At 67.3% G+C, this 26,160-nt stretch carries 20 protein-coding genes, 6 tRNA genes and 1 pseudogene; 15 read left to right on the forward strand and 12 right to left on the reverse strand.

From position 1 onward, the window contains the following. Window positions 1–54: 54 nt before the first annotated feature. From AC57B5_RS00965 to AC57B5_RS01005, 9 genes and pseudogenes are all read left to right on the forward strand, one after another. Window positions 55–130: transfer RNA gene (locus AC57B5_RS00965), tRNA-Gly, on the forward strand. Between the two features lie 67 nt (window positions 131–197). After that, window positions 198–273, forward strand: a tRNA-Gly gene (locus AC57B5_RS00970). Between the two features lie 59 nt (window positions 274–332). Further along, window positions 333–408: transfer RNA gene (locus tag AC57B5_RS00975), tRNA-Gly, on the forward strand. A gap of 43 nt (window positions 409–451) precedes the next feature. Next, a tRNA-Cys gene (locus AC57B5_RS00980) sits at window positions 452–525 on the forward strand. Between the two features lie 382 nt (window positions 526–907). Next, window positions 908–1,672 carry a metalloprotease LoiP gene (gene loiP, locus AC57B5_RS00985; RefSeq protein ID WP_043824220.1) on the forward strand — a complete coding sequence of 255 codons (765 nt, stop codon included), beginning with the start codon at window positions 908–910 and terminating at the stop codon, window positions 1,670–1,672. 149 nt (window positions 1,673–1,821) lie between these two features. After that, window positions 1,822–1,897 (forward strand) — tRNA-Gly (locus AC57B5_RS00990). A gap of 98 nt (window positions 1,898–1,995) precedes the next feature. Beyond that, window positions 1,996–2,086: transfer RNA gene (locus AC57B5_RS00995), tRNA-Leu, on the forward strand. A gap of 329 nt (window positions 2,087–2,415) precedes the next feature. Beyond that, a complete protein-coding gene (locus tag AC57B5_RS01000; protein ID WP_013803265.1) occupies window positions 2,416–3,042 on the forward strand; it encodes a DUF6806 family protein in 627 nt (208 codons plus the stop codon). A 32-nt stretch (window positions 3,043–3,074) separates the two neighbouring features. Beyond that, a pseudogene (locus tag AC57B5_RS01005) lies at window positions 3,075–3,684 on the forward strand (M48 metallopeptidase family protein). A gap of 1 nt (window position 3,685) precedes the next feature. Here the strand turns inward: AC57B5_RS01005 and murI are convergent. From murI to AC57B5_RS01025, 4 genes are all read right to left on the reverse strand, one after another. Beyond that, window positions 3,686–4,576: a glutamate racemase gene (gene murI / locus AC57B5_RS01010; RefSeq protein WP_496398527.1), complete on the reverse strand. Its 891-nt coding sequence runs from the start codon at window positions 4,574–4,576 to the stop codon at window positions 3,686–3,688. A 58-nt stretch (window positions 4,577–4,634) separates the two neighbouring features. Continuing rightward, on the reverse strand, window positions 4,635–5,222 hold the full coding sequence (locus AC57B5_RS01015; RefSeq protein WP_097202846.1) for a GNAT family N-acetyltransferase: 588 nt from the start codon (window positions 5,220–5,222) through the stop codon (window positions 4,635–4,637). Further along, complete coding sequence (locus AC57B5_RS01020) at window positions 5,219–5,851, reverse strand: class I SAM-dependent methyltransferase (protein WP_063326648.1); 633 nt, start codon at window positions 5,849–5,851, stop codon at window positions 5,219–5,221. The genes AC57B5_RS01015 and AC57B5_RS01020 overlap by 4 nt, the downstream gene beginning before the upstream one ends. 100 nt (window positions 5,852–5,951) lie before the next feature. Further along, a complete protein-coding gene (locus tag AC57B5_RS01025; RefSeq protein WP_034391754.1) occupies window positions 5,952–7,505 on the reverse strand; it encodes a fumarate hydratase in 1,554 nt (517 codons plus the stop codon). A 313-nt stretch (window positions 7,506–7,818) separates the two neighbouring features. On the opposite strand from AC57B5_RS01025, the gene fumC reads away from it, so the two are divergent. Further along, window positions 7,819–9,210, forward strand: a complete 1,392-nt coding sequence (gene fumC, locus AC57B5_RS01030; protein ID WP_310635558.1) for a class II fumarate hydratase — start codon at window positions 7,819–7,821, stop codon at window positions 9,208–9,210. A 66-nt stretch (window positions 9,211–9,276) separates the two neighbouring features. Here the strand turns inward: fumC and AC57B5_RS01035 are convergent, their stop codons facing one another. The 4 genes from AC57B5_RS01035 to AC57B5_RS01050 all read right to left on the reverse strand — a co-directional run bounded on the left by AC57B5_RS01035 (window position 9,277) and on the right by AC57B5_RS01050 (window position 12,897). Further along, window positions 9,277–10,176 carry an alpha/beta hydrolase gene (locus AC57B5_RS01035; protein ID WP_012204540.1) on the reverse strand — a complete coding sequence of 300 codons (900 nt, stop codon included), beginning with the start codon at window positions 10,174–10,176 and terminating at the stop codon, window positions 9,277–9,279. Between the two features lie 146 nt (window positions 10,177–10,322). Next, window positions 10,323–11,549, reverse strand: a complete 1,227-nt coding sequence (locus AC57B5_RS01040) for a multidrug effflux MFS transporter (protein WP_216293632.1) — start codon at window positions 11,547–11,549, stop codon at window positions 10,323–10,325. A gap of 1 nt (window position 11,550) precedes the next feature. Then, complete coding sequence (locus AC57B5_RS01045; protein WP_496398528.1) at window positions 11,551–12,060, reverse strand: MarR family winged helix-turn-helix transcriptional regulator; 510 nt, start codon at window positions 12,058–12,060, stop codon at window positions 11,551–11,553. Between the two features lie 150 nt (window positions 12,061–12,210). Further along, the gene (locus AC57B5_RS01050) at window positions 12,211–12,897 is read right to left on the reverse strand and encodes a DUF3334 family protein (RefSeq protein WP_012204543.1); all 687 of its coding nucleotides are present in this window, start codon (window positions 12,895–12,897) and stop codon (window positions 12,211–12,213) included. Window positions 12,898–13,036: 139 nt separating this feature from the next. Between AC57B5_RS01050 and AC57B5_RS01055 the strand changes: the two genes are divergently transcribed. Next, on the forward strand, window positions 13,037–13,675 hold the full coding sequence (locus AC57B5_RS01055; protein WP_496398529.1) for a ParB-like protein: 639 nt from the start codon (window positions 13,037–13,039) through the stop codon (window positions 13,673–13,675). Continuing rightward, on the forward strand, window positions 13,675–15,300 hold the full coding sequence (locus AC57B5_RS01060; RefSeq protein WP_496398530.1) for a SulP family inorganic anion transporter: 1,626 nt from the start codon (window positions 13,675–13,677) through the stop codon (window positions 15,298–15,300). The genes AC57B5_RS01055 and AC57B5_RS01060 overlap by 1 nt, the downstream gene beginning before the upstream one ends. A 21-nt stretch (window positions 15,301–15,321) precedes the next feature. Here AC57B5_RS01060 and AC57B5_RS01065 read toward each other — a convergent pair whose 3' ends face one another. Further along, window positions 15,322–16,308, reverse strand: a complete 987-nt coding sequence (locus tag AC57B5_RS01065) for a LacI family DNA-binding transcriptional regulator (protein WP_099734154.1) — start codon at window positions 16,306–16,308, stop codon at window positions 15,322–15,324. A gap of 135 nt (window positions 16,309–16,443) precedes the next feature. Between AC57B5_RS01065 and ptsP the strand changes: the two genes are divergently transcribed. Genes ptsP through AC57B5_RS01080 form a run of 3 tightly spaced genes read left to right on the forward strand, consistent with a single transcriptional unit; the run spans window position 16,444 to window position 21,703 of the window. Next, window positions 16,444–18,987: a phosphoenolpyruvate--protein phosphotransferase gene (ptsP, locus tag AC57B5_RS01070; RefSeq protein WP_496398531.1), complete on the forward strand. Its 2,544-nt coding sequence runs from the start codon at window positions 16,444–16,446 to the stop codon at window positions 18,985–18,987. Next, window positions 18,984–19,949 (forward strand): 1-phosphofructokinase family hexose kinase, encoded by a 966-nt coding sequence (locus AC57B5_RS01075; protein WP_496398532.1) that lies wholly within the window; start codon window positions 18,984–18,986, stop codon window positions 19,947–19,949. The genes ptsP and AC57B5_RS01075 overlap by 4 nt, the downstream gene beginning before the upstream one ends. A 23-nt stretch (window positions 19,950–19,972) precedes the next feature. Further along, entirely contained in the window at window positions 19,973–21,703 is a 1,731-nt protein-coding gene (locus tag AC57B5_RS01080; protein ID WP_496398533.1) for a PTS fructose transporter subunit IIC, read from the forward strand. 58 nt (window positions 21,704–21,761) lie between these two features. Here the strand turns inward: AC57B5_RS01080 and proX are convergent, their stop codons facing one another. The 3 genes from proX to proV form a co-directional block, all read right to left on the reverse strand. Further along, on the reverse strand, window positions 21,762–22,808 hold the full coding sequence (gene proX / locus AC57B5_RS01085; protein WP_012204550.1) for a glycine betaine/L-proline ABC transporter substrate-binding protein ProX: 1,047 nt from the start codon (window positions 22,806–22,808) through the stop codon (window positions 21,762–21,764). Window positions 22,809–22,918: 110 nt separating this feature from the next. Then, the gene (proW, locus tag AC57B5_RS01090) at window positions 22,919–24,109 is read right to left on the reverse strand and encodes a glycine betaine/L-proline ABC transporter permease ProW (RefSeq protein ID WP_486301413.1); all 1,191 of its coding nucleotides are present in this window, start codon (window positions 24,107–24,109) and stop codon (window positions 22,919–22,921) included. Beyond that, window positions 24,106–25,428, reverse strand: a complete 1,323-nt coding sequence (gene proV / locus AC57B5_RS01095; protein WP_141834109.1) for a glycine betaine/L-proline ABC transporter ATP-binding protein ProV — start codon at window positions 25,426–25,428, stop codon at window positions 24,106–24,108. Before proV ends, proW begins: the two co-directional genes overlap by 4 nt. Window positions 25,429–26,160 lie beyond the last annotated feature (732 nt).

The following is a 26,160-nucleotide window of genomic DNA, read 5'->3' on the forward strand; positions in this document are numbered from 1 at the left end:
AATTCATCCCATCGCAGCAAACGACGTTGTAGAATGTCAGGCTTCGGTAGAAATGCGGGAATAGCTCAGTTGGTAGAGCGCAACCTTGCCAAGGTTGAGGTCGACGGTTCGAACCCGTTTTCCCGCTCCAGATTTTGAACATGCTTTCGGGTGTGTTCGGTTCTGGTGGCGGTTGGCTGCCAGAATGGATGATTCAAGCGGGAATAGCTCAGTTGGTAGAGCGCAACCTTGCCAAGGTTGAGGTCGACGGTTCGAACCCGTTTTCCCGCTCCAGTTTTGGATGTGCCTAGTGCACAGCCGATTCAGGTGACGGTTGGTTGCTTGAATTTTTTGCGGGAATAGCTCAGTTGGTAGAGCGCAACCTTGCCAAGGTTGAGGTCGACGGTTCGAACCCGTTTTCCCGCTCCAGTTTTAGAAACTGCAGCAATGCTGCATGTTTGATAGTGATCTTGGCGCGATAGCAAAGCGGTTATGCCCCGGATTGCAAATCCGGTTAGACCAGTTCGACTCTGGTTCGCGCCTCCAAAAATTCATTGCAGACACAGTGTTCAAAAGGCCCCTCGGGGCCTTTTTCTTTTTCTGCATCACGGATCGTTGTTGGTCCTTGGTGCCATGTCTCCGCAGCGGCCTCGACTTGGCTGGCGCATCTTCTTCTCTTCCGATTCAGTGCCGTGGCAGTGCTTCACGCTATGTGCATCGAGAGCATGGCTGCATGCCTGTTTTGGTCATTCATCGCTGATTTGGTGAATTTAATTGTTTCCATTTGTTGTGATGAACAGTCGTCATTGAAATTTGGCATTGCTTGTCCATTGAGAAATTGCAAGAAATTGCAAATGGGTTGTCATTGCCGGTAGATTGAATTGGCGGGTCGTGGATATGATGCGCGCTTCATTTATCGGGAGGGATTATGAAGATCAAGTTATTGACGGCGATTGTTGCCAGCGGCGTGGTGCTGGCGGGCTGTAAAACCATGGAGTCTGCCGATGTGGGCGGGTTGCTGGATTCGGGCTCCACGGCCATGAAAGCCATGACGCTCACGGATGACGACGTGGTCACGCTGTCCAATGATTCCTGCGCAGCCATGGATGCCCAGAACAAGGTGGCAGATGCAAAGAGCAAGTACACGCTGCGGCTGAACAAGGTGATTGCCGGCATGCCGCAGGCTGTCAATGGGAAGAAGGCTGTCTACAAGGTCTATATGACGCAGGACGTGAATGCCTGGGCCATGGCCAATGGCTGCATCCGTGTCTACAGCGGCCTGATGGATCTGATGAACGATGACGAGCTGCGTGGCGTGATTGGCCATGAGATCGGGCACGTGGCACTGGGTCACAGCAAGAAGCGCATGCAGACGGCCTATGCGGCTTCGGCTGCACGCTCTATTGCGGCCAATAGCGGCAATTCGGCGCTGGCCTCGCTGTCGCGTTCGCAGGCGGGTGATCTGGGTGAGAAGTTCATCAATGCCCAGTTCTCGCAGTCGCAGGAGTCGGCGGCCGATGACTACTCCTTCGATCTGCTCACGGAAAAGAAGATGAGCCGCCAGGGGCTGGTCACATCGTTCCAGAAGCTGGCCAAGCTCAGCGCTGGCAGCGGCGGCAGCTCCATCCTGAGCTCCCATCCGCCGTCCGAACAGCGGGCCAAGCGCATGCAGGATCGCATCGACGGCAAGTAGGCGTCGACGGTGAAGCAGCCTGCCGCCGCAAGGTGCAAGGCGGGCTGCGATCTGCCTTGGTGCAGATTTTTTGCGGGCTTCTTCCGAAGCGCCAAAAATCTGCGCTAGAATTCAATTCTGCTCTGTGAAGCGCACAGCTTTACAGATACGCGGGAATAGCTCAGTTGGTAGAGCGCAACCTTGCCAAGGTTGAGGTCGACGGTTCGAACCCGTTTTCCCGCTCCAATTCAGAAAAAAGGGAAGCGGTAACGCTTCCCTTTTTCGTTGGTGCTGCAGTTGCAGGTGTGAGCAGTTCGCGCTGACCTGTGACGCTGCGGTGCAGGGCCCCGATGGTGAAATTGGTAGACACTGCGGACTTAAAATCCGCCGCTTCCGAACAGGGGCGTGCCGGTTCGATCCCGGCTCGGGGCACCACAACCCAATACGTACTAGGCATTGTTGCTATCTATACGGTAGCGGATTGAAGCAGCCAAGGCGCCTGCTGTTCCGCAAATTCAGGCGTCGGGCCGCAACGTGCATCGACGGTCCTGCCCGCTTGCTGCGCTGCACGGTGTCCATGCGTTGCCAAGTCCTTGCCCGTTGGCATAACGTGCGAGAATCCATTCATCAGGCCCCGGGCTGCTTGCCTGGATGGCGCGGCTCGGGCAGACAGTGATGGCGATGCCTGCATGCGTTCCGTTGACGTTGATCGTGGCACATGGTGCGGCGTGACAGGTGTGGCCAAACTCATCCCAGACGAGAACATGTCGAATTACAACGCTCCATTTGAAATCCACGTGCACGGCCAAGTGCTGCTGCGCCCCGACACGACCTACGAGCAGTTGCAGGAAGCGCTGGGTCCGCTGTGGAAGTATGCGGGGGCCCGTTCCCTGGCCGATGGCGCTGGCAGCGTCTATGAGGAAGAGCCAGGCATCCAGTTCGATACCAAGGAGCGCCTGCTCCAGGTGTGCTGGACCGTGCGTGGTGACGAGGATTTCCGCCAGTCGCTGGACGACATGTGCATGGGCATCAATGAGCTGGCCGAGCAGGGCGCGGCCATCGAGGTGACCTTCTACGACACCGAGTTCGACGAGGAAGAGGAGTCCGAAGAGGCCGAGTCGCGCGACGACTTCGTCATGCTCTTCGTTGGCCCGACGCCCGCGGCCATCATGCAGGTGCAGCGCGATCTGCTGGTGCAGGACGTGGTCAACCTGATGGAGCGCCATTTCGACGGCTCCGAGCTGGGTGGCGTGGTGCAGGAGATCGACAAGCTGTTCTCCCAGCGCTTCGACGCCCTGGTCAGCTCGCTGGAGATCGGCAAGCCGCCGCGCGGCATGGGTGGATCGGGTTCGGGCCACGGCGGCAACCGCCGCCCACGCCACCTGCATTGAGCGCAAGGCGCTGCCCCGCGCAGCGTACAGCCATGGCGGCACAGGCCAGCACGCCCAAGTATTCCGGAGCAGTCACCGAGACCGTACGCCGCCAGCGCGAGCAGCGGCGCGAGGTGGCCGGTGGCGCGCTGCCGCTTCCCTACCTGTCCGCCTACCCGGCCGCGCTGCAGTCACAGGTGCGTGGCTGGCTGGCCGAGGACAAGGCCGAGGCCTGGCTGCTGCGCAAGCATCCCGAGGCCCATGCCGTGCGCACGGACAAGAGCCTCTATGACTACGTGGATGCCCTCAAGGGCCGGCACATGCGCAATGCCGGCACGCTGAACAAGGTGGCCTATGACGGCCGCATCCATGTGGTCCACAACGCCGGGCCTGCACACGCGCCGCACCGTGGTGCAGGGAAGCCGCCTCAATGCCCGGCATGAGATCCGCATCGGCGCATTGTTCAAGCAGGCGCCCGAGGCTTTCTTGCGCATGATCGTCGTCCACGAGCTGGCCCATCTGCGCGAGCCCGATCACGACAAGGCCTTCTACCAGCTGTGTACCCACATGGAGCCCGACTACCACCAGCTGGAGTTCGAGCTGCGCCTGTACCTGAGCTGGATGGACCACTCGGGCCGGCGCCTGTGGCTGGCGCAGCCCTGATTCAAGCGGCCGTGGGGACAGCGCTGGATTCGCCGACCTGAACGGACGAGCAGCATTGCGCGGGCAGCTCCAGCCAGCGCGATGCGGCGGACTGCAGGGCCTGCAGCGATCCCGTGGTCATCAACTGGACCTGGCCCTCTGCCGCGGGCAAGGGTCCTGACTCGCTGGCCAGAGTGCCCAGGCGATCCAGCACGCGCCGCGTCTGGCGGGCTACCGGGGCACCTGTGTCGATGAACTGGATGTCCGGCCCCAGCAGTGTGCGCAACTGCTCGCGGGCGAATATGTAGTGGGTGCAGCCCAGCACCAGGGAATCCATCTCACCCGTCTTCTGTCCGAAGCTGCCCAGGGCATTCACATACTTGGTGCACAGTTGCGCGACCTCGGTGGCCATGGGGTCGGCGGGAACGGGTTGCTCCGTGCTTTCCTCGATGGCCTTGGCCAGTCCGTCGCAGGGCTGGACATGGAATTGCACGCGCTGGCCATGGTCGGCCACCAGACGCGCAAAGCGTGCGCTGCTCACCGTGCCGCGTGTGGCCATCACGCCCACGTGGCCGGTCTGGCTCGACAGCGAGGCGGGCTTGATGGCGGGCTCCACGCCGATCAGGGGCAGTTCGGGCATTTCGGCGCGCAGCATGTCCACGGCCGCTGCCGTGGCTGTGTTGCAGGCGATCACCAGTACCTTGATCTGGTGCTGCTCGCGCAGATGGCGCGCAATGGTGCGCGTGCGCTGCTGAACGAAGGCATCGCCACGCGCATCGCCATAGGGTGCATTGCCGCTGTCGGCCAGGTAGACGAAGCGCTCATGCGGCAGTTCATGGCGCAGCGCCTGCAGCACGCTGAGGCCGCCGATGCCGCTGTCGAAGACGCCGATGGGAGAGGCCGGGGAGGTCATGTGGAGATGCGGATAAAGGCTTTTGGAGGCGGCGCCCAGTATGCCCGCTCGGGCGCGTTCATGCTTGGGCCATGGCTTGCTGCTGCAGCCATCGGGCATGTGTCAGGCGATACAGGCAATGCCTGCGCAGCGCATGGCCTGCCGGCACCTCCGGATGGTCGAAGTCATGGGCGTCGCGCTCCATGCCCAGGCGCTGCATCACGGCCTGCGAACGCAGGTTGGACAGCGCGGTGAACGAGACGATGGACTCCAGATGCAACGCGCCGAAGCCGTGCTCCAGCGCCGCCCGTGCGCCTTCGCTGGCCAGGCCCTTGCCCCAGAAAGGCCGGGCGAGCCGCCAGCCGATTTCCACGCAGGGCGAGAACGGCAAAGACGCGGCGGGAGCATGCAGCCCGATGAAGCCCATGAACTCGCCGCTGGCAAGGTGCTCTGCCGCCCAGAAGCCCCAGCCGCGTTCCTCGATCAGTGCCTGGATCCTGTCTGCCATGGCATCGCTTTGTTCACGGCTGAGCAGTGCCGGAAAGTGCTCCATGACCTGTGGGTCGGCATTCAGCGCGGCAAAGGGCTGCCGGTCGCCGGCCTGCCACTGGCGCAGTATCAGGCGCGGTGTCCGCAGGGTCGCTACAGGGGAATGTGTGGTGGTCATGGTTGGAGAGGGCGCTGCAGCACCAGCAGATAGGCGGCTGCATGGCCGTGGAAGGAGTGGGGGATGAAGCCTGCCTCGCCTGCCAGCTTTTCCACGCTGGTGCGGCGCTGGAAATGCGGGTCGAAGACCAGCTCGGCCACGGCCAGCAGGCCGCCGGGGCGCAGGCTCTGGAAGATATCGGCCAGCGCGGCCTGGCGGTCCGGGATCTCTCCCAGCACGGCGGCCATCACGGCGCGGTCGTGCTGCTCGGCTGCGAGCTGCCCCTGGCCCAGCGCAGCCGCCTGGGTGCGCACATTCTCCAGCCCCTGGGCGCGCGCCTTGGCAGCCACCTGTTCGAGCATGGCCGGCTGCAGGTCCACGGCCAGCACCTGTCCCTGCGCGCCGACGGCACGTGCCAATGGCAGGGTGACGCGGCCCGGGCCGCAGCCTGCGTCCAGCACCTTCATGCCCGGCTGGATCTGCAGTTGCCCGACGATGAAGGCGGCCTTGTTGCTGGCCGCGAAGGGATTGTCAAGCTCGACCATCCAGCGCAGCCAGGACGGGCAGGGCAGGACATGGCGGCGGGAGGACAGGCGCCAGGCCAGGCTGGTCACGGCCAGCAGGGCGATGAGGACGAGCGCGATGGTCATGTTGAATGGGCAGTGTTGCAGGCAGCGGGCAGTCTGTCACAAATGCCCGCACCAATGAAAAGACCGCCCGAAGGCGGTCCCTTTGCGCTTGGCGCCGGCTTCAGGCCGAGGCGATCTCAATGGTCTTGAATTCGCCGGATGCAATGCGCTTTTGCCATTCGGCAGGGCCCGTGATGTGGGCGCTGGTGCCGCCGGCATCCACGGCCACGGTCACGGGCATGTCCACCACGTCGAATTCGTAGATGGCTTCCATGCCCAGGTCCTCGAAGCCCACGACCTTGGCGTTCTTGATGGCCTTGGACACCAGGTAGGCGGCGCCGCCCACGGCCATCAGGTAGGCCGACTTGTGGTTCTTGATGGACTCGATGGCCACCGGGCCGCGCTCGGCCTTGCCGATCATGGCGATCAGGCCGGTCTGCTCCAGCATCATGTCGGTGAACTTGTCCATGCGGGTGGCCGTGGTGGGGCCTGCGGGGCCCACGGCTTCGTCCTTGACCGGGTCCACGGGGCCGACGTAGTAGATCACGCGGTTGGTGAAGTCCACGGGCAGCTTCTCGCCCTTGGCCAGCATGTCCTGGATGCGCTTGTGGGCGGCATCGCGGCCCGTGAGCATCTTGCCGTTGAGCAGCAGGGTGTCGCCGGGCTTCCAGCTGGCCACTTCTTCCTTGGTCAGGGCGTTGAGGTCCACGCGGCGCGACTTGTTGTAGTCAGGCTCCCAGTCGATCTTGGGCCACAGGTCCAGCGAGGGTGCGTCCATGTAGACCGCGCCGGAGCCGTCCATCACGAAGTGCGCATGGCGCGTGGCCGCGCAGTTGGGGATCATGGCCACGGGCTTGGAGGCCGCGTGCGTGGGGTACATCTTGATCTTGATGTCCAGCACGGTGGCCAGGCCGCCCAGGCCTTGCGCGCCGATGCCCAGGGCGTTGACCTTCTCGTACAGCTCCAGGCGCAGTTCCTCGACCTGGTCGAGCTTTTCTCCGCGCGCGGCCTTGGCCTGCAGCTCGTACATGTCCAGGTCTTCCATCAGGCTTTCCTTGGCCAGCAGCACGGCCTTCTCGGCGGTGCCGCCGATGCCGATGCCCAGCATGCCCGGCGGGCACCAGCCCGCGCCCATGGTCGGAACGGTCTTGAGAACCCAGTCCACCAGGTTGTCGCTGGGGTTCATCATGATCATCTTGGACTTGTTCTCCGAGCCGCCGCCCTTGGCCGCCACGGTCACGTCCAGCTTGTCGCCGGGCACGATCTGCACGTTGATGACGGCAGGCGTGTTGTCCTTGGTGTTCTTGCGCGCGAACAGCGGATCGGCCACGACCGAGGCACGCAGCGTGTTCTCGGGGTGGTTGTAGCCGCGGCGTACGCCTTCGTTGATGGCGTCTTCCAGGCCGCCCGTGAAGCCTTCCCAGCGCACGTCCATGCCCACCTTCAGGAACACGTTGACGATGCCGGTGTCCTGGCAGATCGGGCGGTGGCCGGTGGCCGACATCTTGGAGTTGGTCAGGATCTGGGCCATCGCGTCCTTGGCCGCCGGGCTCTGCTCGCGTTCGTAGGCGCGGGCCAGGTGGGCGATGTAGTCGGCGGGGTGGTAGTAGCTGATGTACTGCAGGGCGCCTGCGATCGAATCGATCAGGTCCTGCTGGCGGATCGTGGTGGTCATCGGTGGGGTGTCTTTTTGATCGGGGGAACAGGGGAGGGGAATCCCGGGGGCGATTATCGGCGCTGCAGGGGGAAAAGTGCACGCAATGGGCGCAGTCTTGTACAAGAGTCGAGGGGTTTGCCTGGACAAGCCCGCCTCGGCGACACCTCAGTGGGGGACGGATGCGAGAGGTTCCCATTTACGGAGTTACCATGAGCGGGTTTTTGCCATTGCGGCCCTGCCAGCCAGATATCCCCGAGCCACGTCCTGCGCGGCCCGCCGACCTGCCTCCAGCCAACTGCGCCGCGTTGTTTTCACCAAGGAGTCCATACCAATGACCGCGACCCGCCAGGAAAAAGACACTTTCGGACCCATAGCCGTCCCCGCAGACAAGCTCTGGGGTGCGCAGACGCAGCGTTCGCTGCAGAACTTCGACATCAGCGGAGAGCAGCAGCCGCGCGAAATCATCCACGCGCTGGCCCAGGTCAAGAAGGCCTCGGCCTCCGTCAACCACAAGCTGGGCCTGCTGGACGAGAAGAAGACCCAGGCCATCCTGGCCGCCGCCGACGAGGTGATCGCCGGCAAGCACCCGGACGAGTTCCCGCTGGTGGTCTGGCAGACTGGCTCGGGCACGCAGACCAACATGAATGTCAACGAGGTGCTGGCCAACCGCGCCAGCGAAATCCTCGGTGGCGAGCGCGGCGAGTCGCGCCTGGTCCACCCCAATGACGATGTGAACAAGAGCCAGTCGAGCAACGACGTGTTCCCGACCGCCATGCACGTGGCTGCCGTCACGGCCATCGAGCAAAAGCTGCTGCCCGCCATTGCCCTGCTGCGCAATACGCTGCAGGCCAAGAGCGAGGCCTATGCCGACATCGTCAAGATCGGCCGCACCCATCTGCAGGACGCCACGCCGCTGACGCTGGGCCAGGAAATCTCGGGCTGGGTGGCCCAGCTGGCCCATGGCGAAAAGCATGTGCGCGCCGCGCTGCCGCACCTGTACGAGCTGGCGCTGGGCGGCACGGCCGTGGGCACGGGCCTGAATGCGCCCAAGGGCTACGCCGAGGGCGTGGCGGCCGAGCTGTCCCAGCTCACCGGCTACCCGTTCGTGACGGCGCCCAGCAAGTTCGAGGCCCTGGCCTCGTGCGACGGCCTGGTCCACGCCCACGGCGCGCTCAAGACGCTGGCCGCCAGCATGATGAAGATCGCCAACGACGTGCGCTGGCTGGCCTCGGGCCCGCGCAGCGGCCTGGGCGAGATATCCATCCCCGAGAACGAGCCCGGCTCGTCCATCATGCCCGGCAAGGTCAACCCCACGCAGAGCGAAGCCGTGACCATGCTGGCGGCCCAGGTCTTCGGCAACGACGTGGCCATCAACTTCGGCGGCGCCTCGGGCAACTTCGAGCTGAACGTGTTCCGCCCCATGGTCTCGCACAACTTCCTGCAGAGCGTGCGCCTGCTGGCCGATGGCATGAAGAGCTTCAACGACCACTGCGCCGTGGGCATCGAGCCCAACCGCGAGCGCATCACCGAGCTGGTGCAGCGCTCGCTGATGCTGGTGACGGCGCTGAACCCGCACATCGGCTACGACAAGGCGGCCTACATCGCCAAGAAGGCGCACAAGGAAGGCTCCAGCCTGCGCGAAGCCGCCGTGGCTTCCGGCCACCTGACCGGCGAACAGTTCGACGCCTGGGTGATCCCTGCCAAGATGGTCGGCAACCTGTAAGACCTGCTGATGCAATCAAAAAAGGGGAGCCGATCGGCTCCCCTTTTTTTTGCTTCATGGCCTGGCTCAGTTGTCCGCCTGCGGGCGGCGCACGGTGCGGAACACATACTTGAGCGCGTCGCCGATGGTGCTTTCCCAGACCGGCCATTCATGCTTGCCGTTGACGATGCGCAGCTCGGCAGGCTGCTTGTTCCTGCGCAGCTGGGCGTAGAGCTGGGCGGCGTCGGACTCGATCATGAATTCATCGTCGTCGCCCGAGTTGATGTACATGGGCACGCTGATCTTGCGGGCGAGAAAGCTGTCCCACAGCACAGGGTAGTTGTAGCTCTTCCAGACCGTGGTGCTGTACTGGCCGCCCGTGTTGGGTTCGGCAAAGACCTTGACCGAGCGTGCCGAGGAATCGGCGGGCGGCTCGGGGTTGTAGATGGCGGGGCTCAGCAGGGCGGCGGCCTGGAATTTCTCGGGGTACTTGAGCACGTAGCGCAGCGCGCCGTAGCCGCCCATGGACAGGCCGCCGATCACGCGGCCATCGCGGCTGGTGAGGGTGCGGTACTTCTTCTCGACATGGGGGACGAGGTCCTGGAAGAAGGCCGTCTCCATGGGCTCCTTGAGGTCCACGTACCAGGTTGTTCCCGCGTCGGGCATGACGATGATGGCGGGCGGGATCTCCCCGTTCTGGATCAATTGGTCCACCGTGCGCAGCAGATTGCCCTTGACGGGCCAATCATTGCGCTGGCCGTCATTGCCGTGCAGCAGGTACATGACGGGGTAGCGCAGCCTGGACTGGGCGTCGTAGCCCGTGGGCAGGTAGACGTTGTAGGTCCAGCTGCGCTGCAGCGTGGCGCTCTTGAACTCGGCGGCCTCGATGGAGCCGGCCTGGGCGGCTGTGCCGGCCAGCAGCGCGGCGGCTGCCAGCGTGCCGGTGGCGGCCTGGCGCAGGACGATGGAAAAGGAAAGTTGGCGCATGGTTTTTTGTCTCCTGTGGGCCGTGGCGGCTGGCCACGGCTGCGCCAATGTAATCGAGGGCCTGTGCGCCTCGGGCCCGCATGCGGGCGGAGCGTCGCCTGGGGGACTGTGGCCCTCAGCCGGGGCGGCCCTCGCCGGGGCGGCCCTCAGCCGGGCGCCCGCTGCGCGTGGCGCAGCGCGCTGCGAAAGCCCAGTTGCCCCAGCACGCAGGCCACCACCAGGGCCAGCGCTGCCGACAGCGCCGGGTTGCTGCCCAGGCTGGCGCCCAGCGTGCACAGGCCGCCCACGGCCATCTGGGTGCTGCCGTAGACCCCGGCGGCCGAGCCCGTGAGGCGCGGATGCACACTGAGCGCGCTGGCCAGCGCCGCAGGACTGGTCAGGCCCGAGCCCAGCGCGAACAGCACCATGAGCCCCACCACGATGGCCGGCGTGAGCTGGTTGAACAGGGCCAGCAACAGCAGCATGGCCGCGCTGGCCAGGCTCAGCAGATTGCCGTTGAGCATCAGCCGCTCCAGGGGCCAGTGGCGTATCAGCTGGCGGGCCAGCGCATTGCCCACGGCCATGCCGCCCATGAGCAGGCCCAGGTAGATGGCCACCTCATGCTTGGTGGAATGCAGCTGCTCGATGAAGACGAAGGGCGCCGCCGCCAGGAATGCATAGATGGACGTGGTGGCGCAGCCGCCGCCCACGGCAAAGCCCACGAAGGCAGGAGAGCGCAGCAGGCTGCGGTAGTCGTCGCGGATGGTGCCCAGGTGCAGGCGGCCCGTGGGCTGGCCGGTTTCGGGCAGCAGTTTCCAGATGGCGAAGGCCGTCACGCCGCCGACCACGGCCAGCGTGCCGAAGATGGCGCGCCAGCCCAGGGCGTCGTCGATGGCCGAGCCGATGGCCGGCGCGATGCCGGGGCCGATCATCATCATCAGGTTGAGCAGCGCCAGGCTGCCCACGGCGTTTTCGGGCGTGCTTGAATCGCGCGCAATGGCGCGGCCCAGGGCCAGGCCCGCGCAGCCGCCCAGCGCCTGGAGCAGCCGCGCGCCGATCAGCCAGGGGGCGGACGGGGCGAGAAAGGCCGCCAGGCTGGCCAGCGCATAGAGGATGAGCCCTGCCAGCAGCATGGGGCGGCGCCCCAGGCTGTCCGACAGCGGGCCATAGATCAGCTGGCCCACGCCCAGGCCCAGGATGTAGACCGTGATGGTCAGCTGCATCTGGCTGGCGCCGGCCTGGAGCTGGCGTGCCGCATCGGGCAGGGCGGGCAGGAACATGTGCATGGCCAGCGTGCCGACGATGGTCACGATCACCAGCAGCCATAGCGGTGCCTTGCGACTGGCCGCTGCATGGTCCTGGGCGGGTGGCAGCGAAGAGTGCTCGGCCACCATCTCAGGCAGCCTGCTCGTCGGGCAGGTCCGTGTCGCAGGCGGGCTCGGCGGCCATGGCCTCCAGCAGGCGCTGCAGCGTGGCATAGGCCGCGCCCAGTTCCTCGGGCGGCACGGCGCCCAGCACCTGGGCGCGCGCCTGCTGCAGCAGGCCCTGCACGGCTTCTACCTGGGCATGGCCGGCTGGCGTGAGCTGGATTTTTCTGACGCGGCGGTCGCTGTCGTCCACGCGCTCTATCCAGCCCTGGGCGGCCAGGCCGTCCACCAGCCGCACGACGGAGGAGCTGTCCAGCGCCAGGGAGTGGGCCAGATCCTTCTGGCGCATGGCCTCGGGCGAGCGCGCCAGGTGCATCAGCGGCATCCACAGTGCCTGGGTCAGTCCCATGGGGGCCAGCAGCCGGTCCAGCGTGCGGCGCCACTGTTTGTTCACCTGCCCCAGCGTGAACATGAAATGCCTTTGCACGGCGGCGGGGTCGGCCTGCGTGGGCGAGAAGGGGGCGGAAGGGGACGACATCGGGTGATATTCAAATAGTTGGCATCCCAATTATCTGCATATCAACGATGTCGTTTGCGGGGCCGCCCTGATACATCCGCATGCATCAGGGTCTTGCCCGCGGTGCCGGGGCTGTGTGCCTGGGTTGTAAGCCGGGGCGTGTGCCGGCAGTTACATGCCCAGCGACTTGAGCAGTTCGTCGGTGTCGGTGCTGGCGGCCGGCGCGGGCGCTGCGGCCGGGGCGCTGGCGGCGGTCTGGGCCATGAGCGCATCGGGATCGGGGCGCTCCTGGGGCTCGAAGTCCACGACTTTGATGAACTCGGTGCGGTCCATGGCCAGTTCGAGATAGAAGATGTTGTTGTTGCCCGTGTAGAAGGTCACGCGGCGCGCCTCGGGGGAGTCGAGGTTGGCGTCCACGCTGAGGTTGACCTGCTTGTTCAGGCGGATCATCTTGGGCTGGCTCTGGGTGATGTAGGTCTGAAGCTCGCGCTGGACCTTGCTGGTGAAGTCGCCCACCACCTGGTTCATCAGCTCGCCCATGACGTTGCTGACATCGTCCGAGGTATAGGAGGTGGCCAGGTCGTCCTCGCCCATGCCCATGCTCAGCATGTAGCTGCGGTACAGCTCCATGGCGGCGGCGGCCGAGAAATTGATGATCACCAGGCCCGAGAAGCCACCGTCCACCAGGACAAAGCAGCCGATGTCGGGCTTGAGGCTGGTCTTGGTGATGCGTTGCACCATGCCCGAATACTGGATCTGGCACTGCGTGGCCACCTGGAGCACGCGCGAGACGGAGTTGCAGAGGCTGATCAGCACGTCTTCCGTGCCATGGACGATGGGATGTTGGGGCTGGTTCATGAGGTCAACGGGACAAAATTGTGAGCGATTATGGGTGCAAGTCCGTTGTTGCGACCATTTGTAACTACGAAGGCGTATTCTGGATGCCGGACCAGGCAGCCCGCCGGGACCGCACCTTTGATGCAACGGAGGTTGGACGATGAGAGCACAGCAGCATCTGACCCGGGTTCCGCTGGACGCACTGCGTCCCACGCAGATGACCATCGGCGCCGCCGAAGTGCAGACCAAGCGCGCCCAGTGGAGCCACCTCAAGCGCAAGGAGCGCGAAGGCCTTCTGGCCTCGCACTGGTTTCCTGCCGTGCTGGGGCCGCGTGGCCTGCACTACATCGTTGACCACCACCACCTGGGGCTGGCGCTGACGCAGGAGTCCGTGGAGCAGGTCTGGGTCATGCAGCTGGCCGATTTCAGCGAGGCCGATCCGCTGATGTTCTGGCGCCTGATGGAGTTCCACCAATGGGCCCATCCATATGACGAGCGCGGCCGCCGATGCGACTGGGCCAAGATGCCCGAGCAGCTGGACCGCCTGCGCGACGACCCCTACCGCAGCCTGGCCGGCGCCGTGCGCAAGGCCGGTGGCTATGCCAAGGACACGGCGCCTTTCGTCGAATTCCTCTGGGCCGATTTTTTCCGCACGCGCTTTGCACCCAAGGACCTGCGCAGCGGCAAGAGCGATGTCGCCTTGCCCGAGCAGGCCCTGCATGAGGCCCTGGGCCTGGCGCACGGCGCCGAGGCGCGCTACCTGCCGGGCTGGTCCGGCGTCGTTGCCCCGCAATCCTGATGCGTGCGCCTGGCCTGCCTGCCTTGGCCGATTGGGGCGCCGGCCTGTCCATCGCCGGCCTGCTGCTGCCCGAGGCCGTGGCCTATTCCGGCATCGCCGGCCTGCCGCCGCAGGCCGGGGTGATTGCGCTGTTCGCCGGGCTGCTGGCCTATGGCCTGCTGGGGACCAGCCGCTTCGCCATCGTCTCGGCCACATCCTCCTCTGCCGCCGTGCTGCTGGCGGCCACGGCGTCCATGGCCGGCACCTCGCCGCAGCAGCGCATGTTGCTGGGCGTGGGCATCGTGCTGCTGACGGGCCTGTTCTTCGTGGTGGCGGGGCTGGCGCGGCTGGGCGCGGTCTCCAATTTCATCGCCAAGCCCGTGCTGCGCGGTTTTGCGCTGGGGCTGGCGCTGACCATCGTGGTCAAGCAGATCCCGCATGCCGTCGCCTTCCAGCCCGTGCATGGCGATCTGCCGCGCTTTGTCTGGGAGCTGCTGGCCGGCTGGCGGCACTGGAATGCAGCGGGCCTGGCCATGGCCGTTGCGGCGTTGCTGCTGATGCGTGCGCTGGCCCGCTGGCGTGGCCTGCCTGCGGCCTTGCTGGTGATTGCGGCCGGCATTGCGCTGGATGCGGGCGGCTGGTGCGCGCGCTGGGGCATTGCGGCCGTGGGGCCGATACGGCTGGATTTCTCCAACCCCGGCATTCCCTCGCTGTCGCGCGCCGAATGGCTGCGCCTGGGCGAGCTGGCCTTTGCGATGGCGCTCATCCTCTATGCCGAGTCCTACGGCTCCATCCGCAGCTTTGCGCTGCGCCATGGCGACCGCGTCGATGCCAACCGCGACCTGATGGCGCTGGGCGCGGCCAACCTGCTGTCGGGCGTGTTCCATGGCATGCCCGTGGGCGCGGGCTACTCGGCCACCTCGGCCAACGAGGTGGCGGGCGCGCAAAGCCGCGCTGCGGGCCTGGTGGCCTGCGCCGTGGTGGGCCTGGCCGTCTGGCTGCTGCTGCCCTGGATTGAGCGCACGCCGCAGCCGCTGCTGGCCGCCATCGTCATCCACGCCGTGGGCCATACGCTGAACCCTGCCGCGCTGCGTCCTTACTTCGCCTGGCGGCGGGATCGCTTGATCGTGGTGCTGGCCTTCTTTGCCGTGCTGGCGCTGGGCGTGCTCGACGGGCTGCTGCTGGCCATTGCGGCCAGCCTGCTCATGCTGCTGCAAACGCTGTCCCGCTCACATGTGAGCTGGCTGGGCAGGCTGGGGGACACGCATGACTTTGTCGATGCCGCACGCCACCCCGACGCGGTGGTGCCGGCCGGCCTGCTGATCGCGCGGCCCGAGGCGCCGCTGTTCTTCGGCAATGCCGACCCGGTGTTTGCGGCCATCCGGGAGCGGCTTCAATCCCTGCCTTCGCCCCGCGGCGTGGTGCTGAGCCTGGAAGATTCGGCCGATCTCGATGCCACCAGTGTCGAGGCGCTGTGCGACTTCGCGGCCCAGTTGCGGCAACTGGGCGTGCCGCTGGCCCTGGCCCGCGTCAAGGACCCCGTGCGCGACCTGCTGGCGCGCGTGGGCAATCCGGCGTTGCCGCACGCCAGCTATGCGGGCTGGAGCGTGGACGACGCCGTGCGCCAGTTGCAGATCCCTGCGTGATCCCCGCCCCGGCGCAGCCCCTCAGCCCGCCGCCTGGGTGGACTCGCGCACGATGCAGCGCCCCTGCATGATCACCTTGCGCAGCGGCAGGTCGGGCGCGTGCAGCCGCTCCATGAGCAGGCCGAATGCGGCGCGGCCCATGGCCTCCACCGGCTGCTCGATCACGGTGATGGCGGGGGCCACCAGTTCTGTCCAGCGCTCGTTGTCGAAACCGGCAAGCGCCACATCGCCGGGGATGCGCAGGCCTGCGGCGCGTATCGCGCGCAGGCAGCCTTCCAGCAGCAGGCTGTTGCTGGCCACGAAGGCATCGGGCCGCTGCGGCTGGCGCAGCCATTGCGCGACCTCGGCCTCGGCGGCATCGCTGGTCGGAGGCAACTGGCGCAAGTCGGGCGCCAGGCCCGCATCGCGCATGGCGGCCAGATAGCCGTCGCAGCGCTCGCGCGCCGTGCTGCTGGTGCTGCCGAAGACGCCTGCAATGCGGCGGCGGCCCTGGTCCACCAGATGCCTGACCAGGGTGGCGCAGGCCTGGGCGTTGTCCAGCACCACGCTGTCATGGAAGGCCGGGGCGCCCGCCCGGTCCACCAGGACGACGGGGAACTCCAGCTGCATGCGCTCGAGCTTGTGCAGGCTGGCCTGGGTGGGCGCAAAGATCAGTCCCGCGATGCGCTCTTCCTGCATGAGCTGCAGGTACATGGCTTCGCGCTGCGGGTCTTCGTCGGTATTGCACAACAGCACGCGCCGGCCCTGGCGATAGGCCTCGGCCTCGACCGCGCGGATCAGGGCAGTGAAAAACGGGTTGCGTATGTCGGCCACCAGCACGCCCATGGGGCCAGCGTCGCGCGCGCGCAGCCGGCGCGCCATCAGATTGGGCCGGTAACCCGTGGCCTGCACGGCGGCCGCGACCCGCGCCCGGACCTCCTCGCTGACCGAGCCGCCCGCCAGCGCGCGCGATACCGTCGATTTGGAAACCCCGGCCGCACGGGCCACATCGTTGATGCTGATGCTCAATGCAATCGTTCCCGTTGGTTGTGGTGTGCCGCAGAGGATAACTCCAAAGAAATGCCGAGTTATTGCCGGATTATGGCCGGGTTATGTTGCAGTGCAGATTGACTGATGGTTGGGAACGTTCCCACAATCCGCGCCATGATCAATGCCCATTCATCCCTCCCGGCGGTTGCACCCACCGCCCCTGCGGGCCTGCAGATCGCCGTGCGCCTGGACGCCAGGGTGCGCGACAAGGCCGACGCCATTGCCCAGGCGGCCCGGCTGCTCCAGGACCTTGGCTGCGTGGCCCTTGGCTATGCCACCGGCATGCAGGCGCGCGAGGCCCAGGCCGAAACCTTTCTGGGCCACGGCGTGGCCATTCCCCACGGCCGCGCCGAAGACCGGGCCCTGGTGCTGCGCGACGCGGTGGCCGTGCTCCAGGTGCGCGAGGGCCTGGATTGGAATGCCGGCCAGAACGTGCATCTGGTCGTGGCGGTGGCGGCACGCTCCGATGCCCACATCACCTTGCTGCGCCGCCTGGCCGGCCTGCTGCAGACACCCCGGCTGCAGGCGCTGTTCACCACCGGCGATGCGCAGCAGGTCATCGATGTGCTCCAGGGGCAAGCGGACCCGGCGCCGCCTGCCGCCCGCCCGGCGGCAGCGGATCTGGCCGAGGCGCGCGAATGGACCATTGCCTATCCCAACGGCCTGCATGCGCGGCCTGCCACGCGCTGGGCGGAGGCGGCGCGCGGCTTTGCCTCGCGCATCCAGGTGCGCCATGGCGGCGAGGTGGCCGATGCGCGGCAGATGGCCAGCCTGCTGCAGTTGGGACTGCGCGAAGGCGACAAGGTCACCGTCTCGGCAGAGGGCCCCGACGCCAGTGCCGCGGTCCAGCGCCTGTGTGCCGTGGCCCAGGCGCTGGTGGCCCAGGAACGTGCCGATGCCGACGCCGCTGCGCGCAAGGCGGCCGAATCGCCCGCCACGGGCTGGCTGCCGCCGCCGGCGCGGCCTGCCTTTGTGGGCCTGGGCGCCAGCCCGGGGCTGGCCGTGGCCCGCATCCACCAGTGGCGTGTGGAGGCCGCCGAGATCCCCGACCTGCCCGAGCCGCTCAGCGTGGGCGGTGCGCGGCTGCATGCGGCGCTGGCCGAGACGCAGGGCCAGCTGCGCGCCCTGCATGACGACACCCGCCGCCGCCTGGGCGAAGGCGATGCGGCCATCTTCAGCGCGCAGGCCGAGTGGCTGGGCGACACCGGACTCATCACGCGCGCCTGCCAGTTCATGGTCCAGGGCCACGGCGTGGCCTGGGCCTGGGACTGCGCCGTGCAGGAGGGCGCTGCCCGTCTCCAGGCGCTGGACAACCCTGCGCTGGCCGCGCGTGCCGCCGATCTGCGCGACGTGGGCCGGCGCGTGCTCGTGCAGCTGCAGCCCTCGCTGGCAGCGGCGGGACCGGAGGGCCTGCCGGAAGGCGGCTGCATCCTGGTCGCGGCCGATCTTTCGCCCTCGGAAACCGCCCAGCTGGACACGGCGCGCGTGGCCGCGCTGGTCACGGCGCAGGGCAGTCCCACCTCGCACACGGCCATACTCGCGCGCACGCTGGGGCTGCCGGCCGCCGTGGCGGCAGGCGGCGGCGTGCTGGGCATGGCCGATGGGGCCCTGGCCATCGTCGATGGCGCCAATGGCCGCATCTACCTTGATCCCTCGGAGCAGGACCTGGCTTCGGCGCATGCCCACATGGCCGAGCAGCGGGCGCTGCAGGAACGCGTGGCCGCGCAGCGCAGCCTGCCTGCCATCACCACCGATGGCGTGCGCATCGAAGTCTGCGCCAACGTCAACCTGCCCGAGCAGGTGCCGCTGGCCCTGTCCCAGGGTGCCGAGGGCGTGGGCCTGATGCGCACGGAATTCCTGTTCCTGGAGCGCGGCAGCACGCCCGGCGAGGACGAGCAGTACGAAACCTACCGCGCCATGGCGCAGGCGCTGGAGGGCCGGCCGCTGATCGTCCGCGCGCTGGACATCGGCGGCGACAAGCAGGTGGCCCACCTGGAGCTGCCGCGCGAGGACAACCCCTTCCTGGGCGTGCGCGGCGCGCGGCTGCTGCTGCGCCGCCCCGACCTGCTGGAGCCCCAGATGCGCGCCCTGTACCGGACGGCCCGCGATGGCACAAGGCTGTCGGTAATGTTTCCCATGGTCACCAGCGTGCAGGAGCTGCTGGCGCTGCGCGCGGCCTGCGAACGGCTGCGTGCCGAACTGGACGCCCCGGTCCTGCCGCTGGGCATCATGATCGAGGTGCCCGCCGCCGCCGTGCAGGCCGACGCACTGGCCCGCCATGCCGATTTCTTCTCCATAGGCACCAACGACCTGACCCAGTACGTGCTGGCCATGGACCGCCAGAACCCGCAGCTGGCGGCCGAGGCCGACAGCCTGCATCCGGCCGTGCTGCGGATGGTGCGCGCCACCGTGCAGGGCGCTGCCACCCGCGCGCGCCCCGTGGGCGTCTGTGGCGGACTGGCCGGCGACCCGTTCGGTGCGCTGCTGCTGGCCGGGCTGGGGGTGGGCGAGCTGTCCATGACGCCCAACGACATCGCCGGTGTCAAGGCCGGCCTGCGCGCGGCCAGCCTGCGGCAGTTGCAGGCGCTCGCAGACAGGGCGCTCGGCTGCGAGGATGCCGCGCAGGTGCGGGCACTGGCCAAGGAGGTGACGGCATGAACGCCCCGCAAGCCATCACCGTGACCCTGAACCCGGCCATAGACCAGCTTGTGACCCTGGATGCGCTGCTGCCCGGCCAGGTGCAGCGCGCATTGGGCAGCGTGCAGGCGCCGGGCGGCAAGGGCATCAATGTTGCCGCCGCCTTGGCGGGCCTGGGCGTTTCCACGGCCGCGCTGGGCGTGCTGGGCAGTGACAACGCCGGCATGTTCGAGGCCTTGTTCGCCCAGCGCGGCATTGCCGACGCCTGCCTGCGCGTGCCGGGCCAGACGCGCACCAACATCAAGCTGGTGGCCGACGACGGGCGCCAGACCACGGACATCAACCTGCCGGGCCTGGTGTTGACCGAAGCGCATCTGCACGCCGTCATGGCCGCGCTGGCCCGGTATCTGCGGCCCGGCCTGGCCGTGGTGCTTTCGGGCAGCCTGCCGGCCGGCCTGCCTGCGGACAGCTGGGTCCGGCTCCAGGCCCAGGCCGTGGCCGCCGGTGCCGACGTGCTGCTGGACACCAGCGAGGCCCCCCTGGCCGCCGCCCTGGCGACGGCCCCCCATGCGGCCATGCCCTGGGCCATCAAGCCCAACCGGGAGGAGTTGCAGGCCGCCACAGGCCAGCGCCTGGACGGCCGCGATGCGCTTCTGGCCACCGCGCGCAGCCTGCTGGACAGGGGGCTGGGGCTGGCCGTGGTGTCCATGGGCGAGGAGGGCGCGCTGTTTGCCAGCGCGCAAGGCGCGGTGATTGCGCGGCCGCCGCAGCGGGCACGCGGCAGCTCCGTGGGCGCGGGCGATGCCATGGTCGCGGGCATGGTGGCCGCGCGGCTGCGCGGACTGGATCTGGCGGACACCGCACGCCTGTCCACGGCCAGCGCGCTGGCCTGGCTGCAGGCCGCGCCCGCGCGCGAAGTCGATGCCGACCGCGTCCAGGCCCTGGCCGCCAGCGTGCTGCTGGAGCCATGCCAGTGGCCGTGATCCCCCATTCTTCAGGAGCTTTCATGAACCCTCTTTTTGTGGTGATCGCAGCCGCCGGGCACGACGCCGAAGCGCTGCTGGCCGCCGAAGCCCTGCGCCATGCGGCCGGACAGCGTCCCTTGGCCGTGGAAGTGCGCGCCAGCGGCGGTGTGATCGGGCTGCATGCGGCCGATGCCGCCGCGCAGGCCGGGCAATTGCTGATCGTGGGGGATGCCGGCACCGATGACGATGCTGACACCGCCGCCGATGCCTCCCGCTTCGTGCAGGCCGCCGTCGAGCGCTGCAGCCTGCGCGAGGCGCTCGACGATCCGGCCGGCGTGCTTGCACGCTGCGCTGCCGCCAGTCCCGCAGCACAGCGCACGGGCAAGCGGATCGTGGCCGTCACCTCCTGCCCCACGGGCATCGCCCACACCTTCATGGCGGCCGAGGGACTGCAGCGCGGCGCGGCGGCGCTGGGCCACGCCATGCGCGTGGAGACACAAGGCTCGGTGGGCGCGCTCGATGCGCTGACGCCGCAGGAGATTGCCGAGGCCGACCTGGTCATCATCGCCGCCGACCGCGAGGTCGATCTTTCGCGCTTCGCGGGCAAGCCGCTGCTGCGCAGCGGCACCAAGCCGGCCATACGCGACGGCTCGGGGCTGATCGCCAAGGCGCTGGCCGAAGCCACCGTGCATGGTGCCGCCGTGGGCGCTGCTGCAGGCGGCGCCGCGCCCACGCCGGCCCGGACCCAGGGCGGCGGTGCCTATCGCCACCTGATGACCGGCGTGTCCTTCATGCTGCCCTTCGTCACGGCGGGCGGCATTCTGATCGCCATGGCTTTTGCGCTGGGCGGCATCTATGTCCATGACGATGCGCACCAGGGCACGCTGGGCTGGACGCTGTTCCAGATCGGCGCCAAGGGCGGCTTTGCGCTGATGGTGCCGGCACTGGCCGGCTATATCGCCTATTCCATTGCCGACCGGCCCGGCATTGCGCCGGGCATGATCGGCGGGATGATCGCGTCCAGCATGGGCGCGGGGTTCATCGGCGGCATCGCGGCCGGCTTCATCGCAGGCTACGGCGTGGCCTTCATGGCGGCGCACATCCGGCTGCCGCAGGCGCTCAAGGGCCTGCTGCCCATGCTGATCCTGCCTGTGCTGGGCAGCCTCTTCACGGGGCTGCTGATGTTCTATCTGGTCGGTGCGCCCGTGGCCGAGCTGCTGCAGTGGCTGAGCGCCTGGCTGCGCGGCATGCAGGGTGCCAGTGCCTTGCTGCTGGGCCTGTTGCTGGGCGCGATGATGGCCTTTGACATGGGCGGGCCGGTGAACAAGGCCGCCTATGCGTTTTCCACGGGAATGATCGCGAGCCAGGTCTACACGCCCATGGCAGCAGCCATGATCGCCGGCATGACGCCGCCGCTGGGGCTGGCCCTGGCCACGCGCCTGTTTGCCGACCGCTTCACGCGCGAGGAGCGCGGCAGCGCCGCCTCGGCCGGCGTGCTGGGCCTGGCCTTTGTCACCGAGGGGGCCATTCCCTACGCGGCGCGCGATCCACTGCGCACGATTCCGGCCCTGGTGCTGGGCTCGGCCGTGGCCGGCGCCGTGTCCATGCTGGCGGGTGTGGAGCTGAAGGTGCCGCATGGCGGCATCTTCGTCGCGCCCATTCCCAACGCCGTGACCCACGTGGCCATGTATGCGGTGGCGCTGGTGGCGGGCGTGGTGGTCACGGCCATCGCCCTGCGCATGTTCAAAAGGCCCGCCGAAGCGGGCCTTTGAAGAGGGCCTTTGAAGCAGGAAGCCGGGGGAACGCCTGTAGCGGCTCCCCCCGCAGCGTTCAGCGGGCTGCGGCGCGGGCCTGTTCCAGCCAGCCGTCGAAGGTCTTCTGGTGGGCCTTGATCCAGCCGTCCACATGGCGGTTGATGTCCGAGGGCTTGTTCTGGCCCTGGCTCATCATGTGGTTCTGCGCGCTGATGTCGCCCACGGGCAGCTGCATCAGCTCGAACAGCTTGCCGGCGTCGGGGTGCTTGTCGGTGAAGGCCTTGTTGGCCACGATCTGCTGCTTGTTCACCACGAAGCCGTAGTTCTTGCCGTTGGGCAGCTTGGTATCGAACTTGGCCTGCTCGCCGGGCAGCGAGGAGAAGGGCACCTCCAGCCACACCACGTCCTTGCCGGGCTTGAGCACGTTGCTCACCCAGTAGGGCGTCCAGGTGTAGTAGAGGATGGGCTTGCCGGCCTTGTAGCGCGAGATGGTGTCGGCGATCAGCGCCGAGTACGTGCCCTGCTTGTGGGTCACGGTGTCACGCAGCTTGTAGGCCGTCAGGTGGTGCTCGATCACGGCCTCGCAGCCCCAGCCCGGCGTGCAGCCGGTGAGGTCGGCCTTGCCGTCGCCGTCCGAGTCGAACAGCTTGGCGATCTTGGGGTCCTTCAACTGGCCGATATTGGTGATCTTGTATTCGTCGGCCGTCTTCTTGTCGATCAGATAGCCCTGGGCGGCATTGTCCGAGTACACGCCCTTGCGGAACAGCTTGGCGTCGCCGCCCGCGTTCTTGTAGTAGTCGGCGTGCAGCGGGTTCCAGTGCGTGGCCAGGAAAGTGGCGTCGCCATTGGCAATCGCCACGTGGGCCGTGGGGTACTCGACTTCCTGGAAGGGCTGCACGTCGTAGCCCAGCTTCTCCAGGGCCTTCATGACGATCAGGGTCTGGAAGCTTTCTTCGGCGATGGAGCTCTTGAGCGGCGACACCTTCACGCCCTTGCCGGGCTGGTCGCTGGCGGCTGATGCGCCTGCGCAGGCCAGTGCGATGCCGGCAGCCATCGTGGCGGTGCGCAGCCAGTGGCTGGCAGCGGCAGTTGGCAGTCGATTGTGGTTCAGGGCTTGGTTCATCCTCGGGTTCCTCCGTTGTGTGATGAAAGGGGAGTGGGCGGCCAGCGGGGCTGGCCGCTTTTCGGGAAGGCGGCGCGGCAGTGGGCCCATCCGCGCCGCAGTGAAGGCATTCAGCTGGTGCTGCCGCGATGGACCGGCTTGTTGCCGGCGCCCAGCAGGCGGGCAATGCAGCCGGCGGGGCCGCTGTGCCACCAGCGCGCACCGCCACGGGTCGTCTGCCCCATGGCCTGGGTGATGCGGTCCAGCACGATGGCCAGAAGCACGATGCCCAGTCCGCCCACGGTGGCCAGGCCCATGTCCAGGCGGCCGATGCCGCGCAGCACCATCTGGCCCAGGCCGCCCACGGCGATCATGGAAGCGATCACCACCATGGACAGCGACAGCATCAGCGCCTGGTTCACGCCCGCCATGATGGAGGGCATGGCCAGCGGCAGCTGCACCTTCCACAGCAACTGCCAGGGCGATGCGCCATAGGCGCGGCTGGCTTCGATCAGGTCGGGGCGCACCTGGCGGATACCCAGGTTGGTCAGTCGGATCAGCGGCGGCAGCGCGAAGATGATGGTCACGATCACGCCGGGCACGTTGCCGATGCCGAACAGCATCACCACGGGCACCAGGTAGACGAAGGCCGGCGTGGTCTGCATGGCGTCGAGCAGCGGGCGTGTCCAGCGCTGCGCACGGTCGCTGGAGGCCAGCAAAATCCCCGCGGGCAGGCCGATGACCATGCAGAACACCAGCGAGGTCAGCACCAGGGACAGCGTCACCATGGCCTCGGGCCAGATGCCCAGCATGGCGACCACCACCAGCGAGACGGCTGCGCCAATGGCCATGGCGCGGCCCGCGAACTGCCAGGCCACCAGGGTCAGGACCAGGACCAGCAGCGGCCACGGCAGGGCCAGCATGGCATCGGTGATGCCCGACAGCGTGCCGTCGATGGGCGTGCGCACGGCCTGGAAGAAGGGGCGGAAATGGTGGACCACCCATTCCAGGCCGCTGTTGATCCAGCCCTGCACGGGCAGGCCGTCGGTGGTCAATTGGTGCCAGAGGCTGGCATGGGCGTCGTCGGGAACGCCCGAGCCGGCCGAGGCGCCCAGCCAGTCACCGCCTGCGGCATCACCGCCGCTGGCGGCGCCCCAGGGATCGGCCGAGGCATCGGGCGCCGGCGTGGCGGCGGTGGCCCAGGGATCGGCGCTTGCAGAGGCTGCGGCATCGGTGGAAGCAGGGGCTGCGCTCGCATCGGCCCAGGGATCGGTGGCGGCAGCGGCGGTGTTCGGGTTCAGGCTATTGGTTGCATCGCTCATGCGGCATCTCCTTGTCGTTGTTCAATCGGCTCCACGGTCGGCGCGACGGTGGGGGCGTTGGAGGCCGGGAAATGCGGGTTGAGCGTGACCGGCGGCACGATCTCCTGCGGCGGTGGCACGGGCGGCGTGTCGCGGTCCAGGAAGCGCAGCATGGTGGTGCGGCTGACCACGCCCATGAACTGGCCGTCGTCGCTGGTCACCGGCAGCGCGCAGGGCGCGGCGGCCACGGGGCCGAACAGCTCGGCCACCGGCGTGCCTGCGGACAGCGGCTCGACGTTGGGCAGGAAGGCGTGGCTCAGGCCCAGCATGCCCGGGCGGCCGTGCAGTGCGTCGCGCAGCGATTGCGAGGACACCACGCCCAGGAAGCGGCGGCGCGCGTTGACCACATAGGCGTAGTCGCGGTCGGAGTCTTCCAGCAGGCGCTGGGCTGCGCGGCAGCCACGGTCGCTGTGCTCGGACACCACGGTCAGCGCCTGGCGCGCGATGTCGCCGGCCTTGAAGACCGAGGCCGCGTCCACGCCGCGCACGAAGCTGCGCACATAGTCGTCGGCGGGGCTGCGCAGGATCTCGTCGGGCGTGCCGACCTGTATCACCTGGCCGTCCTTCATGATGGCGATGCGGTCGCCGATGCGCATGGCCTCGTCCAGGTCATGCGAGATGAAGACGATGGTGCGGCGCTGGATCTGCTGCAGGCGCAGCAGCTCGGACTGCATCTCGGTGCGGATGATGGGGTCCAGGGCCGAGAAGGCCTCGTCCATCAGCAGGATGGACGGATCGGACGCCAGCGCCCGGGCCAGGCCCACGCGCTGCTGCATGCCGCCCGACAGCTCGTCGGGGTAGCTGGCGCCCCAGGCGCCCAGGCCCACCTGCTCCAGCGCGGCCTGGGCCTGTGTTTGGCGCTCAGCCTTGTCGGCGCCGGCCAGCTCCAGGCCGAAGGCCGTGTTGTCCAGCACCGTCATGTGCGGCATCAGCGCAAAGGACTGGAACACCATGGAGATGTCCTTGCGGCGCAGCGCACGCAGATCGCGCTCGCTCAGGGCATTGATGTCCTGGCCATCGACCACGATGCGCCCGGCCGTGGGCTCGATGAGGCGGTTGAGCATGCGCACCAGGGTGGACTTGCCCGAGCCCGACAGGCCCATGACGACGAAGATCTCGCCGGCCTCGATGGTGAAATTGGCGTCGAACACGCCGATGGACTGGCCCGTGCGCTCCAGGATCTCCTGTTTGCTCAGGCCCTGTTGGACGAGGTCTAGTGCGGTCTTGGGGTCGTCCCCGAACACCTTGAACACATGATCGATGATGATCTGCTTGGCCACTGTGGCGTTCTCCTTTTGGGTGAGATGGAACACAGTCCAGCGTCCTCGACAGGCGAAGACGCTGGCGCGCAAGCCAAAAATGAAGCCCTGATGCCGTTCGCTGCAGGGGACTGCCGTCCCCCGTTGCTGGGATTCAAACAGGTGCGAAAGCACCCGAGGCGGCTCGGATGGCACGCGAAGCGGTGCGCAAGAGCCAGAAGTCGAGAGCAGCCGGCGGCGAGGCGCGCGGTGTCTCAGTCGGGCATCGTGGCTGAAGATCAGCCAGCGCGATGCCCCACAACATCAGGACCGAGTTTCGGCCCGGTTGACGGGGCTGTGCCGGGAGCACAACGATCCGCCGGGGTGTATCGGCAGGCCGTGAAGACGGTGCCGATGACCTGCTTGGCAGGTTGTAAAGAAGCCGAAATTATATAAAACAGGTTTTACTGCGTCAAAACGCATGAGCCGAAGAAGGCCTGTTTTGGGCTGTTTCAAGCCCTTGGGGGCTGCAATCCGGCCAGTATTTGCTCATTTAATAAGAGCATGGAGGCCATGATTCACAAGGCATATGCTGTCATCGATGAATAAAATCGGTCAAGCGTCAGCTTGAGGAAAGCTTCAGGCCCGATCTGCGGCAAAAAGCGTGCCCGGCGCGCTGGCCGGCCGGGCGCCAGCAGGTGTCCGATCCGTTGCCTGCGCCCGCCCATGAAAAAAGCCCCGTAGCGGCTGGCGCTGCGGGGCTTCGGTGCGGGA

This window comes from Delftia sp. BGA-UO-ETr-SB1, assembly GCF_059567865.1.